This is a genomic window from Candidatus Nitrosopumilus sp. (assembly GCF_965263415.1).
In the GTDB taxonomy this organism is placed as follows: Archaea; Thermoproteota; Nitrososphaeria; order Nitrososphaerales; family Nitrosopumilaceae; genus Nitrosopumilus.
Genome location: NZ_OZ253671.1, coordinates 1,265,812 through 1,281,357, shown reverse-complemented (window position 1 = coordinate 1,281,357; position 15,546 = coordinate 1,265,812). Strand labels below are relative to the sequence as shown.

The window sequence follows — 15,546 nt, the reverse complement described above, 5'->3', positions numbered from 1 at the left end:
TTTTTTCTATCACAATTAATAAACTTAATCAGATAGATTGAACTACTGCCCTAGGTTTTATCGATTCTAATTTTTTCAACAAATCATCAATAGATTCATCGTTTGTTGATATGAGATTAAAATGACCTAATTTTCGCATAGGTTTGGAAACCTTCTTTCCATACATTTTGAGAAATAGGTTTTCATCAGGAATCTCCAAAGGTTTGTATTCACCTTCAAAAGTTTTTGTCCCCAAGATGTTGTACATTATTGTAGGACGTAAAAGTTTGGTACTGCCAAGTTCTAATCCTAGAATTGCACGTAAATGTTGTTCAAATTGAGAAGTTTCACTTGATTCCAAAGTATGGTGTCCTGAATTGTGAACCCTAGGTGCAATTTCATTAATTACAATTTGATCATCTTGCGTTACAAACATTTCAATCCCAAACACTCCTGCACCTTTTAGTACATCCATAGTTTGACTGGCAATTTTTTCAGCTTTCTCAGTTACTTCTAAAGAAACTCTAGCAGGTGCAATTGTTTCACGCAAAATATTTTCTTCATGAATGTTTTCTACTAGGGGGAATGTTTTGATTTGACCTTTGGTGTTTCTTGCAGCAATTACAGATACCTCCATTTTAAATGGGACGAATTTCTCTAACATCAATTTTTGACCTTTGAAATAATCATATGCAGTTTGAATCATATCTTCTGAATCCACCTTAAAATTACCTCTTCCATCATAAGCATCACGTCTTGCTTTGAGTAGAACAGGATATCCAAATTTTTTCAGACCTTCTTTTACATCTTCGATGTTTGAAATCGCTATAAATTCAGGAACAGGAATTTCATGTTCTTTTAGAAATGTTTTTTGTAAAAATTTGTCTTGAATTGTATGTAGTGTTTCAGGAGAGGGGTTAATTTCTGCATTTTTTTCAACAGATTTTAACACATCACTATCTCCAGACTCAATTTCGTATGTTATGATGTCTGATTTTTCTGAGAGTTCAATTATGGCATTTTTATCTTTGAAATCTGCAACAATTTGTTCTGCACCTACTTGTACTGCAGGACAATTTTCCGTAGGATCCAATACTATGATTTTTGAAACATTTTCAGGCATCTTTTTGGCAGCTTCTGCTATCATCATTCCAAGCTGTCCTCCGCCTATGATCCCTAGAATTTTTGCCATACTACATCAAATATTATGGAATAAAAATAGCTAATGCTATAGATTCATCAAAAACCTAAATCGTTATCATTAATTACTAACTAGTTTTTTCTAATATTGTGACATATTCAAAAAAGCCTCTTGTTGGAATCATAATGGGTTCTAGTTCCGACTCTAGAATAATGAAAGGAGCCGCTGAAATTCTTGATGAGTTTAAAGTAAAACATGAAGATCAAATCATTTCAGCACACAGAACTCCAGCTAGATTAGCAGAATATGCTCAACATGCAGAAAAAATGGGTTTTGATATAATTATTGCAGGTGCTGGAGGTGCAGCACATCTTCCAGGTATGATTGCATCACACACAGTTATTCCAGTAATTGGCGTACCCATACTAGTTTACAATGACAAACACCACAAAAAAACAGACACTGAAAAATTTTCGGCGTTTGGGGGATTGGATTCATTGTTGTCTATTACTGAAATGCCATCAGGATCTCCTGTAGTTGCAGTAGGGGTAAACAAGGCAGGTAATGCAGGAATTTATGCAATGAAAGTTTTAGCAAACAAATTCCCTGAACTCAAAAATAAACTAAAACAACACAAATCTAATCAACATGAATCGGTTGTTAAAGAATCAGAAATGATGAAGAAACAAGGATTATCTTCTTTTGCTAAAAAGAAATTCAAATAGTTATGTTAATAATGTGAATTGAACATCTTTCTTTCTTAATGTGTCAATCAATGCATCTGCTTGCTCTTTCCCCTGAGTTTCTAAATTCATAGTAACTGATGCAGAACCTGCATTAACATTTGAACTCAATCTGTCGTGAACAACTTCCACAATGTTGGCATTTGCAAGAGTAATTACATCTACAATTTCTTTGAAAGCACCGGGTCTATCAGGCAGTAATACAGATAATTTCAATAATCTGCCCATGGCAGCAAGACCTTTGTCTACTATTTGACCCAATAGATACATGTCTACATTTCCACCTGCCAATACAGCAACTACTTTTTTGCCTGGAGCAGGCTTCTTTGAAATCAAATAAGCTAAACTAGCAGCACCAGCTGGTTCTACTACAAACTTCATTCGCTCCATTAAAAGAAACATTGCTTTTGTAATTTCAGTATCATCTACTAGAACAACTTCATCTATGAGTTCATTAATTATACTAAACGTTAACTGTCCTGGAACTTTTACGGATATACCATCAGCGATTGTTCTTGCGCCACCACTTGCAGTAATTGCGCCTTGTTTTACGGATTCATACATTGATGGAAAAGATTTTGATTGTACACCAATAACCTGAACGTTAGGGTTTTTTTCTTTAATTGCAATTAATGTACCTGCTGCTAATCCGCCACCTCCTATTGGAAGATAAACTTCATCAACATCAGGCAAATCATCTAGTATTTCTAAACCGATAACTCCTTGTGCAGCAATAATTTGCGGATCATCAAATGCATGTATCATAGTTGCACCAGTTTCTTTTGCAATGTCCTTTGCTTTTGTAGAAGATTCGTCATAATTTACTCCTTCTAAGACAACATTTGCACCATATCCTTTTGTTGCAGACACTTTTGCAGGGGATGCATTTTTTGGCATAACTATGGTACATGGAATTTCTTCAAGAGCAGAAGCTAATGCAACACCTTGTGCATGGTTTCCCGCAGATGCTGCAACCACTCCTTGTTTCTTTTCTTCATCAGATAATGATTTGATTTTGTAATAAGCTCCTCGAATTTTAAATGAACCAGTTTTTTGTCTAAACTCTGCTTTAAGATAAACTTCGGATTTTGTAAGATCACTAAAAGTAGGTGAATGAATTAAAGGAGTTTTCTTTATTTCATCTCCTCGCATAGAATCTGCTTTTTTTATCTCATCAAATGTTGGGTTCATTGGAAATGTTGCTAAGAAAACGATGTATTTGACTTCTTCTATACAAAAATTATTTTTTTAGTCAAATTTTATGCGTAAATTTCTAGGAATGCCTAAATAGTAAACAAATTGCGTTAAAAGCATATCAGGGAATCAGACTCCCCTGTGAGAAGTTTTCTCATATCTGATTCCTTGGTCTTTTAGTTAATTATGGTAGCAAACTCGTCTAATCGTTTTACAATACCTTCTTTTGCCGATTCAGACATTTTTCTAGGATCAAACAACCCTTCTCTAGTATTATTTTTTACAAACTCTAAATCAAATGTACATAAACATCCCTCTTCACCTGTTACAAGTTTTGAATCATCAATTAATGTGGGAGTTGTTTGATATGTTTCAACCAAAAGGGAATCCAATTCATTAAACAATGTAGTTTTCTTTTCAGATAGTTTTTGAAAATCAACTCCTGATTGTTCTTCAATTTCTGAAAATACTTTTTCTCGAAACTCGTCGTTTTCATAAAAAACTTCAAAGAGTTTCTGGTGATCAAAATCCTTGTATCCCATTTCTTTTAATTTGTCTAACACATACTGATCACTATTATTTGATAATTCTTCTTCTTTGTTTTTGGTCATATCTATAATTTCAGCTAGTTCTTTTTGACAATCAATTACTCTTTGAACTGGTTTGTAATACAACAAAACATGAAATTGTATTGAGATATGTCCTGAAATCAAATAATTTCCTTCCATGATTTCAAACTTCATGAAAATTCTTCGAAGATCTTCGTTGTTTGATATGGTTACATCTTGTATGGACCAGTCTTTGAGATTTCTACCAATATTTTGAAAATAATCCATCACTAGTTTTGGATCAAAAGTTTTTTGTTCAGAAACAGTTGCATCGCCCAACATAACTTTGGTATCGATCATTTTTGTCATGTCTAAAATTTTTGAAAGGAATGATTTTTGAATAAGATCATTTTTTTGGTTCAAAAGTTGAATGAATTCATTGGGGGATCTTGTACCTAAACGCACAAAATTAACCAAATTATTGCTCGCATTAAACCTTCATCAATGTCTAAATATGTAATTGAGGGATTTTAGGCATGGAAGGTTCCCGTTTTTCCTGTGATGAATGTGATGGTGAAATTGAAGAATACTATCATGAAGGATATAAGGGTAAAAGAGGAAAATGTGCCCAATGTGGACAGGAATTTCCTTTAGAATAGGAGAGAGAAATGGCTGAAAACAGTGTAGAAAAAGAATCGGATTCTAGTGAAGATAAAGTAGTAGATATGCTACTTAGTTCTGCATCTGAGAAGACATTAGATTCTGAATCAATGATTTTAGAAACTCAAAAACGAGTATGGGGTGCATTAAAGAAAGGATATCAGTATTCAGGAGTTGCTGATGAATCTGATGCATTTTTGAGAAAAAATGTATTTTCAAAATTAGATTTAGTTGTACTTTATGTTGATTTGGTTGGTTCAACTACCATGACCTTGGAAATGCCTGAAGAAAAAATTGCAATTATCATCAGCTCTTTTGCACAAGAAATGGCAGCTGTTATTAGACAATACGAAGGATATGTTCTCAAATTTGTAGGAGATGCTGTAATTGGATATTTTGATGCACAAAGTAACGGATTACTTGCATCAGATAATGCAGTTAACTGTGCTAAATCCATGATTACTGTAATTCAAAAAGGGATTAACCCAATTTTGAATCAATATGATTATCCGGATTTGATGGTAAAAATTGGAGTAGATTTTGGGAAAAACATTGTAGTAAGATATGGAGCAGATGAGCAACAATCTCATGTAGATGTGATGGGGCCTGCAATGAATATTGCAGCTAAAATCCAAAACATGGCAAAACCTAATCAAATTTTAATTGGACAAGATGTCTATCAAAGATTACACCCCAATTTTCAAAGAGATTTTGTTGAAGTTCTATGGAAACAAGATGAATGGAAATATCGCTCCAGAGTCACTGGTGAGATTTACAAAGTTTACGAGTTTAAAGGATAAATCAAAAGTTTTGTTTACACAGTAAATTTGTCAGGACATTCTACATGTTCATAATGATGTTCTGTGAATTTTTCCTGAACGACATAGATTACTATCTTGTGTAGATCCTGTTCTGCAATGTCTTTTTTACATCTAAGACATGTCTTTTTTGTTTCTGCCATGCGTACCAGCGATCTAAACTGGGAATCTATAAGGATCTCCGATCAGCTCAAATTGAGCAAAAATGACTCAGATTTTACTAAACGGTATATCAAATGCGTAAAGCAAGGCAGAAATATAGCAAAATTAGACTAGATTTGTGGAAGAACACGTACAAAAACACCTACAAGACCTCTATGGATTGAATCCAAATACTCCGCACATGGCACTTCAATTTCCTAGATTGCCACCAGGATTAACACATCCAATGTTTGGCATTCATCAAAATCCTGTAAAAGAACAATTCTCAAAAAATGCTGAAACACTCAATCAAAAACTTCAAGGATTTCAACACATGTATCAGCAATATGCATCAGGACTGTTAACTGGAAATCAAATAGTTCCCCCAGGTCATCCATTATACACTAGACAAAATTCTGTTCAAACACTTAAAGCTGAAAATGATAAACTGTTAAAAGAAAATACAGAATTAAAGAAAAAATTAGAAAAAGAATCAAAAAAACAAGATTAAAAATTATTCAAACTTTAGAATAATCCTTATTAGTTGCAAATCCAATTTTCAGTATGGTTAAAACTCCTGCAGACAAGTGGAAAGAAACTGTTGTAAAATACAGAAAACAATGTCAGAAAATTCTTGATACTTCAAAGAGTGTAAGATATGCAGGTGTGATTAATGTTTATGGAAGAACTTTAGCAGGAATTGTTCAACCAAATCTTAAACCATTGTTAAAATCTGAACAGGTAAAAAATGAATTTTTTATAATTTCCACATTGATATCTTTAAGAAAAAACACTGCAAGCACTGTTGGAAAATTAGAACATGTCATACTACAACATCAAAAAGTAACAATTGTACTTGTACAAAAAAATGAAATTACATATTATGTTTCTATCAATAGAAAAGAAAAAGGCTTAGAAAAAATTATTTCTTCAATAAAGAAGATTGTCTAAGCAGGTGTAAAACCGTGGTATCCACCAGTTTGTTCAGCTTTATCTGAGAAACTTGGTTCGAACAAAGAAATCAAATAACCATCAGGATCTGAAATCACAGCATTTTTGCCTGCATCTTTCTCAACAACGTCTCGATGAATATTGACTCCTTTTTCTTTTAATTCCTCGATTGCAGATTTTACATCTCCGACTAGAAAACCGACTGTGATTCCACTTTCTAGAGCATTTCCATGTTGCTCTGTTAGAGAAGCTGGGTGGAGACTCAATAAAGCTCCAGATGTACCCAAATCAACCCATGTTCTTCTTTGGTTTTTTATTGGTAAGCCAATAATTTCATTGTAGAACTGAATTGATTTGTCTAGGTCTTTTACAGCCAAAATCACATTTCCGACTTTTTTGATATTCACAGGAGATCTACCTCGTAGTTGTTTAAATTAATTGTCATTGAACTTCAACCATGGTTTCAGTTCGTTCAACACCGTTGATTTTTTGAATTTGATTGGCCACCTCTTTGATTTCAACAAGTTGCTCAACATCAATGATGGCAACAGCATCGAACTGACCACTAGTAGGAAAAGAGTCAGATACAGAATTAACTTTTCTTAGTCTTGCTGCAATCAGTTTTTTTGGAGATTTTACTAAAATAATGGCTCTTACCAACCTAGATTTACCTCCACTTCAATCAATGTTTCAGTAGTTACAATATCTTTAATTTTCTTAAAATCAATTACCATGTTATTGATTTCATCAATTCCTCCTTGCAAAAGAACACTAATGTCTGCTCTACCAGTAACTACCATGATTTGTTTTACAACCTTGCGTTTTTTCTTTAAAATTTGAACTACTGAATCCACTTTACCAGGTTTTACAGTAATTAGACATAGTGCACGCATACAAGTACTACGTTATTGAATCGGATAAAGATTCCTAGTCAAATGCTTCCTGAGACCTTGCTTCTTCAAGATAAGCACGTCTTTCTTCGTTAACTTTTTCTTGATCAATCTCAATATCATCATCTACTATGACTATTCCCATATCTCCAACAGGTTCTTCTTTCTTATTCTTGGATTTGCTAGTTTTGGCCTTGGATTTGGTTGTTTTAGCCTTTGAGGTTGTCTTTGATTTTGTGGTTTTTGCCGTGGATTTTGTGGCTTTTGTCTTTGCTTCTTTAGTTGTTTTGGCCTTGGATTTGGTTGTTTTAGCCTTAGTGTCTTTTGATTTGGTTGCTTTCTTTGTAGATTTTTTTTCAGCCATGAATGTCGAAAATCAAGAGTTTGCGTTATTTTTAAAGATTTTGTAGAATTTGTTTTTCGCAAATTTACTACATATTATCCGATCAAACAATTCTTTTTTGACAATAGATCAAAGTAGCCATCTGAGTCAAGAATTTACTCAAAGTTGAATTTATCAAAAAACAAGTTTTTGGTAATTTATTGGGAGGTGAAAGAAGATAGCAACATTAGCAGATTATGCAACTATAGGCGATTCAGTCAGCTTGGCAAAAATTGGCGATAAAGCATTTACAATTACCTTCATTGAAGATTCGGATTACGCACAAGGAGATCAAATTACAAAAGGAGTAAAAATTACAACTAAAGAAACTTTTGAGATCGAAGGAAATTTTGTGAATAAATTCCACACAACAAGAGTGGCAATTGTAAAGAAATTCAGTAATGAAAAATTACGTTCAGATGTCAATAATGGTAATTCATTAGGACCAGTAAAGTGTGTCTCTGAAAAATCAGCCTCTGGAAAAAGTTTCTTTAATTTAGTAGATGCATGATGAGTTAGAAATTAAACTCAAAATCACCCATTATTTTTTTTAAAATTATAAAGTGCCGCGGGCGGGATTTGAACGCGCGACAGCCCGGTCTTCAGCCGAGTGCTCTCCCAGGCTGAGCTACCACGGCACTTGAAAAAAATGATTTTATCGAGGAATTAAAGTGTGTCTTTTTAGATCTTCCAAAGAATGTCTTCTGTGCCATTTCTTTTATTGATTAATCGACCTATAATAAAAAATAGATCAGATAATCGATTTAGGTAAATTATACAGTTTGAATTAATTTCATCTTTTTCTGTAAGTTGGACAGTTAGGGTTTCAGCTCTACGTACAATAGTTCGGGCAAAATGCAATTGAGATGCAGAGATAGAGCCTCCAGGCAGTATGAAATTGGTTAATGGTGGAAGTTCTGATTCGAATTTATCTATATTTTGCTCTAGTTCTTGAATCATTTCTAAAGATACTCTGTTTTTTACATCATTAAGATTAGGGTTGGATAAATCAGAACCTACAACAAACAAATCATTTTGAATTTTTCTAAGTACATTGAATATGTCATCATCTAAAGTATTTGTTAAAACAATACCTAAAGCAGCGTTTGCTTCATCTACAGCACCATATGCAAATATTCTTGGATGAGATTTTGATATACGTAAATTTCCTTGCAGTCCAGTATTTCCATCATCTCCTGTTTTTGTGTATATTTTCATAAAATTACATGGCTTGTTTCAACTATTATGTTATTCTAAAATCTCAAAACTCTTTAGGAGACTAGTTATTTTCTTTTACAATGATTGAAGATTTCATTCAAACTGCGGCAAATCTAAAAGATATTTCACGGCAAGGATGGATTGAAAAACTATCCATAGACAACCCTGAATCTGTTGCAGATCATACCTTTTCTATGGCAGTTATTGGAATGGTAATTTCAGATTTGGAAAATTTGAATTCAGAAAAAATTCTCAAAATGATTCTATTGCACGATTTAGCAGAATCAAAGGTAGGAGATATTGTTCCAGATAAGATGTCAATAGAAGAAAAACAAAAATTAGAAAATTCTGCATTCAACGAAATTCTTAACACATTACCTGAATCAATAATGCAAAATTATGCAGCAATTTGGAAAGAATTTCAGGAAAATAATTCTGATGAAAGTAAGATTGTTCACCAGATTGATAAACTAGAGATGGCACTTCAAGCAAAAATTTACCAATCTAAAGGCTATTCTAAAGAAAAATTAGAAACTTTTTTTGAATCTGCAAAATCAAGTATAACTCATCCAAAATTAAAAGAATTATTTACAAAGATAGTCAATGAGAGATAATGTCTGAAACAGAAAAAGATGAGTTAATTGATGCACAAAAACAAGTTATAGGAATATTGTTTGAAGTTATTAAAAGATTACAAGCCAATAGTGATTTGGATGAAGAATATTTTGAAATCATCACAAAAAAAGAAAATAATGAAACTAGATTAAATGAAATTCTTAACGAAAGAACAGAAAATGCAAAAATCGTAGCTAGATTACTAGAACAGTTAGAAGTTTAGTTACCACAACTACAATCATCATCAGACATTATACGCAAATGAGCTGTTTGTTGATGTTTATCTTGGATATAATTTGAAAGATTTGCAATTCTTACTCTAGGTTCTCTCGTTTTCCAACTACCTTCATTTTCAAACCAAAATTCAATTTCATCCACATCATATCTCTCTCCATTTTTTACTAGTTCCTTGAAAATTGATTTTATTTCATCTATTTCAGATTCAGACAGTTTTGATTTGTCTTCTACCATTGTAGTAATTTCATTTAATTTGATTATCACGTTGTTTGTAAGAGGCATGAAATTTTTTGCGTGGTATTCTATAACTATCTTTTGTGGCAATATTGTTTTTATAACAATCAGATATTTTGTCAATTATGCAATATTTTCAAGCACTAAAACTAGGTCAAAAAAGAGTAGCAGATGCAAGAGAATATCTCAATAAACTAACGGATGGAAAAGCAATGCCTGCATTAGCATTAACAGATACAAAATCAAATGTATGGAAACCTGTTGGAGAAGAAAATCTTTATGCATTTGTTGATGAATCTGCTGGTTTTGTTTTGACAGATAATAGCGGATACATTCTAGCTTTAGTAGACAATAGTGGTGCATCTAAAACAATTGTTCAAGGCGTAACCAAAGAACAAAAAGAAAAATTAGAAAAAGCATTTGAATCAGACAATATACCAAAATTTGAAGGCAAGGTAATCCTCCCAGTGTGATTTAGCCTCAAATAAAACGTAAAGCTTTTGTTATGATTGTATGGAGTATAGTAAAATGAGTAAATTTTCCCAAGAGATCGAAGTTAGTGGACATTTAATCGATTCATTGATCCTAACCAAAATCTTTGATAAAATAATGGATTTGCAAGGAGAATTTCAAGTACAAGAAATCAATATTGGTAAAAGAAAAAAAGATCAATCGTATGCACGACTATTAGTTAATGGTAAAAACCAAAAACATCTTGATGAGATTTTACAAACAATTTACAGAGAAGGTGCAGTATCAAAAGTTCAAAAGGAGATTGCTCTAAAAAAATCTCCAAAAAACTTTGTTATGCCAGATAATTTTTACAGTACAACTAACAACCATACACAAGTTTTCCATAAAGGAAAATGGATTCAAGTAGAAAACATGATGATGGACAAGTGTATCGTGGTAAAAGGAAACAGAGCATTTTGTGTTCCTGTTAGAGATGTCAAAAAAGGTGATCAGATTATTGTAGGAGAAGGAGGCGTTAAAATCAATCCTCCTGAAAGGCCAAGAGAAGGCTCCAATGTCTTTGAATTTATGGGAAGTTCTAGCTCTAGTGAAAGACCAACTCAACACATTGCAAAAAAAGTAGCTGATGATATTTACAATACAAAAAAGAAAGGTGGAAAGATTGTGATTGTAGGAGGTCCAGCTATTGTACATACAGGAGCATCAGATGCAGTATCTGAACTAATAAGATCAGGTTACATTGACGGGGTCTTGGCAGGAAATGCATTAGCAGTTCACGATATAGAATATGCAACCATAGGAACATCATTAGGAATGAATGTTCATGATGCCACTTTGGCATATCATGGTCACAGAAATCACATGGATGCAATCAATTCTGTATTCAAGGCAGGTTCTATTGTAAACATGGTAAAAACAAAGAAGCTTACCAAAGGAATCATGTATGAATGTGTAAAGAACAAGGTGCCATTTGTACTGGCAGGCTCTATCAGAGATGATGGCCCACTACCAGATGTAATCACGGATGTAGCACAAGCTCAAAGAGAATACAAAAAAGTTCTAAAAGATGCAAAAATGGTTATCATGATTTCAACCATGCTTCATTCAATTGCAACAGGAAACATGCTTCCTGCAAATGTCAAAGTAATTGTTGTAGATATCAATCAACCAACAGTAACAAAACTGATGGATAGAGGTACATGGCAAGCATTAGGAATTGTATCTGATGTCGGGGCATTTTTGCCAATGATTGCACAACAGATTAGAAAAAAGAGATAATCTACGTACAAAATTTCTAATTCTAATAAAACTTGCTATTTTTTCATATGAAAGAATAGTACGCACATTTTAAATGAAAAAATGACAAATAACCATTATTGAAAAAGACAATACAAATCGGATTCATGTTTGTGATTTTTTCAATGATTTTAATCCCAATACAAAATGATGTATTTGCAGAAACTGTAAAACTAGCAGATTTTGTAGATCCAAATAAAGATCCTCAATACTATTTGGATAGATATTACAATGAAATAACATACAAGTCATGGTTTGATAGAAACTATCCAGACATTACCATTGAAGAAGCTGTGGGGAGTAGTAATGGAGAGAGTTCAGTGATAGATTCAATTCTTAAAAAAGAATTGATTCAGGAAGCTGATGCAACACTAGTTCATCAAGAACCAGTTCAAACAAATAATTCTGAAACAGTAAACATGATTTTAGCAATTGGAGGATTAGGAATATTATTTGGTGCAGTATATGGAATAAAAAGAAACGTCAATGACAATACAAGACAAATTTCAATTAACAAAGATACAATCAAAAACAAAATTATCAAACCAATAACAAGAACAAACCCATTGAATATTCTTCAAATAAGATTGGCAAAAGGTGAAATATCACTTGAAGAGTTTGAGGCGTTAGAAAAGAAACTCCAATCTTAATTTGGAATTTTCAGGTTATTTTTCATCAACATTAATTCGTTCACTGCATCTTTTTTCAATGCACCAAAGAATTTTTCAATCATACCTAACCCTGCAACTATCTTTGGAGCATTTTTAGTCACAAATTCAGTTCTCTCAGAGTGGGTTTTTGGTCTATTTTCTTGATAATTCTGATAAACTGCAACACCATCATAATCAACATATGCGATTCTTGCGCTAAAATCAGTTCTTTCAAGTACCAAACTATCTCCGCCAACTATTGCTGTGTGATATGGATGTACAATTAATGATTCAGATAATTTTTGTGAAGTTCTAATTTTTGCTTTTTGTAATTCAGGTGCATATGCATTAAAATCTGCCAACAAATAGAATGTTGCTTCAGGTTTTGTTGCTTTGATTCCGTCAATGGATGTTAATCTATGATATGTGTATTCACCCATTATCTTGTGAATGTTTCTTGTAATCTCAAAATATTCATCCATCTCATGACTAATTTCAAATCCCGGTACTGCGGCATATTGAATTGGAGTAGATACTGCAGTGTATTCAGTTGCAAGAATTTTTTTAAATTGGGCTCTAAGATCAGTTGCATGTTGTGGTAAGATAACATAACCTAGTCTATATCCACCTGCAGCATGAGATTTTGATAAACCATTTGTAACAAATGTTCCTTCAGGATAGATTTTACCCATACTAACAAATTTTGAAAAATCATATGTGGTTTGAGCATAAATTTCATCTGAGATCACAGTTATGTTTAGTTCTCTACAAATATCCGCAATCTCTTCAAGTTCTGAACGATTGTAAAGTAATCCTGTAGGGTTGTGAGGATTGTTTAGTATCAAAATTTTCTGTCGGTCTTGTAATCTTAAGGCTAATCGTCTAAGATCATTTGGTGCAATTTTCTTATTTGCGCGAGTTGGCAACATGTGATAATTTTTCTTGAGGAATCTTATTTGAGGAAGGTAACCTAACCATGCAGGAGTAGGTAAAATTACTGTTCCATGTAAAATTTCTAAAAGATTAAAGATTAGTTCTTTAGTTCCAGGACCAACATAGATTCTATCAGGAGATACATCCATTCCAAAATAATGTTTATTGTATTTGGAGATTGCATTCCTTAGTTCAGGGATACCTGGTACTGCTGCATATTCTCCCTTGTTTACATTTTTGATTAGAGCCTCTTGAATTAGTCTAGGTACAGGAAAAGGGGATTGCCCAAAAGCAAAACCATAGAAACCAAAACCACATTCAGGATGAGTGCAATCAGAGTGAAATTCTTGCAAAAATGTGTTTAATTTGAGATTTTCAGGCATCTCAATATCTTCAACTTGCTGATCAACTACAAATTTCAATACTCAGTATCAGGCATTTTGATTATTACATAAAACGTGAAATAGAAAGTATCAAAAAGTTAGTAAATGTTAACCAATTTTTGGAACTTCTTCTAGAATTTGAGGGTTCTCCAGAGAGGACAAATCACCCAACTCTTTTCCCAATAGTTTTGATTTTAGTAATCTTCTCATAATTTTACCTGTTCTAGTTTTTGGCAAATCTGTCAACTGAAATACATGCTTTGGTTTTGCAACTTTACCAATCTTTTCACTGATAAAATTAGTAACAATATTTTCTAAATTAGAATCCTCTTTGTTATCTGCAACAAAGAAAACTACAATTGCCTCTCCGGTCAAATCATCAGGAATTGCAATAGATGCAGCATCAGAAATTTTTTCATGTGAAATTACAATATGTTCAATTTCAGCAGTACTCATTCGGTGTCCTGAAACGTTTATGACATCATCAGTTCTTCCTCTCATATACCAAAGATCATCTTCATCTACAAAGACATAATCACCATGAAACCAAATATCTTCAAAATGAGACCAATAAGTTTCAATAAATCGTTCATTGTCATTTAATAATCCACGTGTCATTCCGGGCCAAGGAGATTTTATTATTAGATATCCATTTTTGTTTTGAACAGAATTACAGTTATCATCAACTACATCAAGATTCATTCCAGGAACTGGGATTCCTACAGTTGATGGCTTTAATTTCATACCAGGAAAAACCGAAAGCATTGCACCACCAATTTCAGTACCTCCAGACAAGTTCATAATTGGAATTTTTTTGTTTCCAACTTTTTCAAATAACCACCACCAAGAGTCTTCATCAAGTGGTTCACCAGTTGTTGGGATGTTTTTGATTTTATCAAGTGAGAATTTTTTCAGTGGTTCTTCGTTGTTTTTCTTAAATAATCTTGTAGCAGTAGGAGAAATTCCAAAAATTGTTGCATCATAATCAGAAAGAATCCTCCAAACTCTATCCGAATGAGGAAAATCTAATGCTCCATCATAAATCACAGAACTGGCACCCATTATCAACAACCCATATACATTCCAAACAAGACCTGTAATCCATCCAATATCTGCAGGCCAAAATAGAACATCTTGTGCCTGTAAATCAATCAGATATGCTGCCTGATGCCCTGCAAATACAGAAAAACCCCCATGAACATGCACTACTCCCTTTGGTTTTCCCGTGGTGCCCGAGGTATACAAGATAAAGAGTGGATCTTCTGAATCCATTATTTCAGTGGAACAGTTAAGATCCAGAGATTCTGTTAATTCATCATAAAAAACAATATTTTGAGATTTTTCATATTGATCAACTCCTTTGTATTTTACAACAATTGTTTTTTCTACATGAGTATCTTGAATTGCTTTTTGCATAGTTTCTTTTTGAGAGATTGCTTTTCCTTTTCTAAAAAATCCATCTGAAACAAAAAGAACTTTTGCATTACAATCTTGCAATCGGATGTGAAGTGATTCAGTACTATATCCTGAAAAAATTACAGTTTGTATTGCCCCAATTTTTGCAGATGCTAAAATTGCCAAAATTGCTTCTTGAATCATTGGAAGATAAATCGCTACAACATCTCCTTTTTTTACACCCAATGATTTCAAACCATTTGCAAGTTTTGAGACCTTATTGTCTAATTCCAAATAAGAGAGATTTGATGTTATTCCATCTTCAGAAACAAAATGATATGCAGTTTTATTTGGAATTATTTTTACAAATTTTTCAACAGTGGATTTGTAGATGTTTGTTTTACCGTTAACAAACCATTTAGAATGTGCAATTCCATTTGAGGAATCTAATGTCTTAGAATATGGAAAATCCCAAATCACTCCAATATCCTTGTCAACTTCTTGCCAAAACCATTCCAATTCATCTTTTGCCTTTAGGGACAATTCAGATAGAGATGATATTCCATGTTTTTGCATAAAACGAAAAATATTGGATTCTTCAACTTGGTTTTGTTCGGGAACAAATTCAAAATTAGACAATATTCAATTTTTAAAATCAGATAGA

The 15,546-nt window shown here is 32.9% G+C and carries 23 protein-coding genes and 1 tRNA gene; 11 read left to right on the top strand and 13 right to left on the bottom strand.

The genetic code is table 11. The features are described 5' to 3' along the window. Window positions 1-28 precede the first annotated feature (28 nt). Window positions 29-1,171 carry a 5-(carboxyamino)imidazole ribonucleotide synthase gene (locus ACQY22_RS08175; RefSeq protein ID WP_428324200.1) on the bottom strand — a complete coding sequence of 381 codons (1,143 nt, stop codon included), beginning with the start codon at window positions 1,169-1,171 and terminating at the stop codon, window positions 29-31. Window positions 1,172-1,269: 98 nt separating this feature from the next. Here ACQY22_RS08175 and purE point away from each other — a divergent pair, with 98 nt between their 5' ends. Beyond that, entirely contained in the window at window positions 1,270-1,845 is a 576-nt protein-coding gene (gene purE, locus ACQY22_RS08170; protein ID WP_428324199.1) for a 5-(carboxyamino)imidazole ribonucleotide mutase, read from the top strand. Here the strand turns inward: purE and ilvA are convergent, their stop codons facing one another. Together ilvA and ACQY22_RS08160 are read right to left on the bottom strand one after the other, a co-directional pair. Beyond that, on the bottom strand, window positions 1,846-3,054 hold the full coding sequence (gene ilvA / locus ACQY22_RS08165; RefSeq protein ID WP_428324198.1) for a threonine ammonia-lyase: 1,209 nt from the start codon (window positions 3,052-3,054) through the stop codon (window positions 1,846-1,848). A gap of 179 nt (window positions 3,055-3,233) precedes the next feature. Then, complete coding sequence (locus tag ACQY22_RS08160; protein WP_428324197.1) at window positions 3,234-4,070, bottom strand: hypothetical protein; 837 nt, start codon at window positions 4,068-4,070, stop codon at window positions 3,234-3,236. 71 nt (window positions 4,071-4,141) lie between these two features. Between ACQY22_RS08160 and ACQY22_RS08155 the strand changes: the two genes are divergently transcribed. Continuing rightward, complete coding sequence (locus ACQY22_RS08155; RefSeq protein ID WP_428324196.1) at window positions 4,142-4,264, top strand: hypothetical protein; 123 nt, start codon at window positions 4,142-4,144, stop codon at window positions 4,262-4,264. Window positions 4,265-4,273: 9 nt separating this feature from the next. Continuing rightward, window positions 4,274-5,065 (top strand): adenylate/guanylate cyclase domain-containing protein, encoded by a 792-nt coding sequence (locus ACQY22_RS08150; RefSeq protein WP_428324195.1) that lies wholly within the window; start codon window positions 4,274-4,276, stop codon window positions 5,063-5,065. A 14-nt stretch (window positions 5,066-5,079) separates the two neighbouring features. Here the strand turns inward: ACQY22_RS08150 and ACQY22_RS08145 are convergent, their stop codons facing one another. Then, complete coding sequence (locus ACQY22_RS08145) at window positions 5,080-5,226, bottom strand: hypothetical protein (RefSeq protein ID WP_428324194.1); 147 nt, start codon at window positions 5,224-5,226, stop codon at window positions 5,080-5,082. A gap of 137 nt (window positions 5,227-5,363) precedes the next feature. On the opposite strand from ACQY22_RS08145, the gene ACQY22_RS08140 reads away from it, so the two are divergent. Beyond that, window positions 5,364-5,735, top strand: coding sequence for a hypothetical protein (locus ACQY22_RS08140; protein WP_428324193.1), 372 nt, complete (start codon window positions 5,364-5,366; stop codon window positions 5,733-5,735). A gap of 53 nt (window positions 5,736-5,788) precedes the next feature. Further along, a complete protein-coding gene (locus tag ACQY22_RS08135) occupies window positions 5,789-6,175 on the top strand; it encodes a hypothetical protein (RefSeq protein WP_428324192.1) in 387 nt (128 codons plus the stop codon). On the opposite strand, the gene ACQY22_RS08130 is transcribed toward ACQY22_RS08135, so the two are convergent. From ACQY22_RS08130 to ACQY22_RS08115, 4 genes are read right to left on the bottom strand one after another with little or no spacing between them, the layout of a single operon-like run. Further along, the gene (locus tag ACQY22_RS08130; protein WP_428324191.1) at window positions 6,172-6,582 is read right to left on the bottom strand and encodes a VOC family protein; all 411 of its coding nucleotides are present in this window, start codon (window positions 6,580-6,582) and stop codon (window positions 6,172-6,174) included. The two genes, ACQY22_RS08135 and ACQY22_RS08130, sit on opposite strands and share 4 nt — an antisense overlap. A 34-nt stretch (window positions 6,583-6,616) precedes the next feature. Next, entirely contained in the window at window positions 6,617-6,835 is a 219-nt protein-coding gene (locus ACQY22_RS08125; protein ID WP_428324190.1) for an Lrp/AsnC ligand binding domain-containing protein, read from the bottom strand. Then, on the bottom strand, window positions 6,829-7,068 hold the full coding sequence (locus ACQY22_RS08120) for a hypothetical protein (RefSeq protein ID WP_428324189.1): 240 nt from the start codon (window positions 7,066-7,068) through the stop codon (window positions 6,829-6,831). Before ACQY22_RS08120 ends, ACQY22_RS08125 begins: the two co-directional genes overlap by 7 nt. A 34-nt stretch (window positions 7,069-7,102) precedes the next feature. Continuing rightward, a complete protein-coding gene (locus tag ACQY22_RS08115) occupies window positions 7,103-7,429 on the bottom strand; it encodes a hypothetical protein (protein ID WP_428324188.1) in 327 nt (108 codons plus the stop codon). A gap of 241 nt (window positions 7,430-7,670) precedes the next feature. On the opposite strand from ACQY22_RS08115, the gene ACQY22_RS08110 reads away from it, so the two are divergent. Then, complete coding sequence (locus ACQY22_RS08110) at window positions 7,671-7,958, top strand: hypothetical protein (RefSeq protein WP_428324187.1); 288 nt, start codon at window positions 7,671-7,673, stop codon at window positions 7,956-7,958. A 53-nt stretch (window positions 7,959-8,011) separates the two neighbouring features. Here the strand turns inward: ACQY22_RS08110 and ACQY22_RS08105 are convergent. Together ACQY22_RS08105 and ACQY22_RS08100 are read right to left on the bottom strand one after the other, a co-directional pair. Next, a tRNA-Phe gene (locus ACQY22_RS08105) sits at window positions 8,012-8,085 on the bottom strand. A gap of 43 nt (window positions 8,086-8,128) precedes the next feature. After that, on the bottom strand, window positions 8,129-8,665 hold the full coding sequence (locus ACQY22_RS08100) for a cob(I)yrinic acid a,c-diamide adenosyltransferase (protein WP_428324186.1): 537 nt from the start codon (window positions 8,663-8,665) through the stop codon (window positions 8,129-8,131). An 80-nt stretch (window positions 8,666-8,745) separates the two neighbouring features. Between ACQY22_RS08100 and ACQY22_RS08095 the strand changes: the two genes are divergently transcribed. Beyond that, on the top strand, window positions 8,746-9,279 hold the full coding sequence (locus ACQY22_RS08095) for an HD domain-containing protein (protein WP_428324185.1): 534 nt from the start codon (window positions 8,746-8,748) through the stop codon (window positions 9,277-9,279). Then, window positions 9,279-9,503 (top strand): hydrolase, encoded by a 225-nt coding sequence (locus ACQY22_RS08090; protein ID WP_428324184.1) that lies wholly within the window; start codon window positions 9,279-9,281, stop codon window positions 9,501-9,503. Before ACQY22_RS08095 ends, ACQY22_RS08090 begins: the two co-directional genes overlap by 1 nt. Here ACQY22_RS08090 and ACQY22_RS08085 read toward each other — a convergent pair. Continuing rightward, window positions 9,500-9,799, bottom strand: a complete 300-nt coding sequence (locus tag ACQY22_RS08085; RefSeq protein WP_428324183.1) for a hypothetical protein — start codon at window positions 9,797-9,799, stop codon at window positions 9,500-9,502. The two genes, ACQY22_RS08090 and ACQY22_RS08085, sit on opposite strands and share 4 nt — an antisense overlap. Before the next feature lie 77 nt (window positions 9,800-9,876). Between ACQY22_RS08085 and ACQY22_RS08080 the strand changes: the two genes are divergently transcribed. The 3 genes from ACQY22_RS08080 (at window position 9,877) to ACQY22_RS08070 (ending at window position 12,171) form a co-directional block, all read left to right on the top strand. Beyond that, a complete protein-coding gene (locus tag ACQY22_RS08080; RefSeq protein WP_428324182.1) occupies window positions 9,877-10,224 on the top strand; it encodes a hypothetical protein in 348 nt (115 codons plus the stop codon). 55 nt (window positions 10,225-10,279) lie between these two features. Then, window positions 10,280-11,503, top strand: coding sequence for a TIGR00300 family protein (locus ACQY22_RS08075; protein ID WP_428324181.1), 1,224 nt, complete (start codon window positions 10,280-10,282; stop codon window positions 11,501-11,503). A gap of 98 nt (window positions 11,504-11,601) precedes the next feature. Next, window positions 11,602-12,171 (top strand): hypothetical protein, encoded by a 570-nt coding sequence (locus ACQY22_RS08070; RefSeq protein WP_428324180.1) that lies wholly within the window; start codon window positions 11,602-11,604, stop codon window positions 12,169-12,171. Here ACQY22_RS08070 and ACQY22_RS08065 read toward each other — a convergent pair. After that, window positions 12,168-13,526, bottom strand: coding sequence for a pyridoxal phosphate-dependent aminotransferase (locus ACQY22_RS08065; RefSeq protein WP_428324179.1), 1,359 nt, complete (start codon window positions 13,524-13,526; stop codon window positions 12,168-12,170). The genes ACQY22_RS08070 and ACQY22_RS08065 overlap by 4 nt on opposite strands. Window positions 13,527-13,595: 69 nt before the next feature. After that, on the bottom strand, window positions 13,596-15,521 hold the full coding sequence (locus ACQY22_RS08060; RefSeq protein WP_428324178.1) for an AMP-binding protein: 1,926 nt from the start codon (window positions 15,519-15,521) through the stop codon (window positions 13,596-13,598). Between the last annotated feature and the right edge of the window lie 25 nt (window positions 15,522-15,546).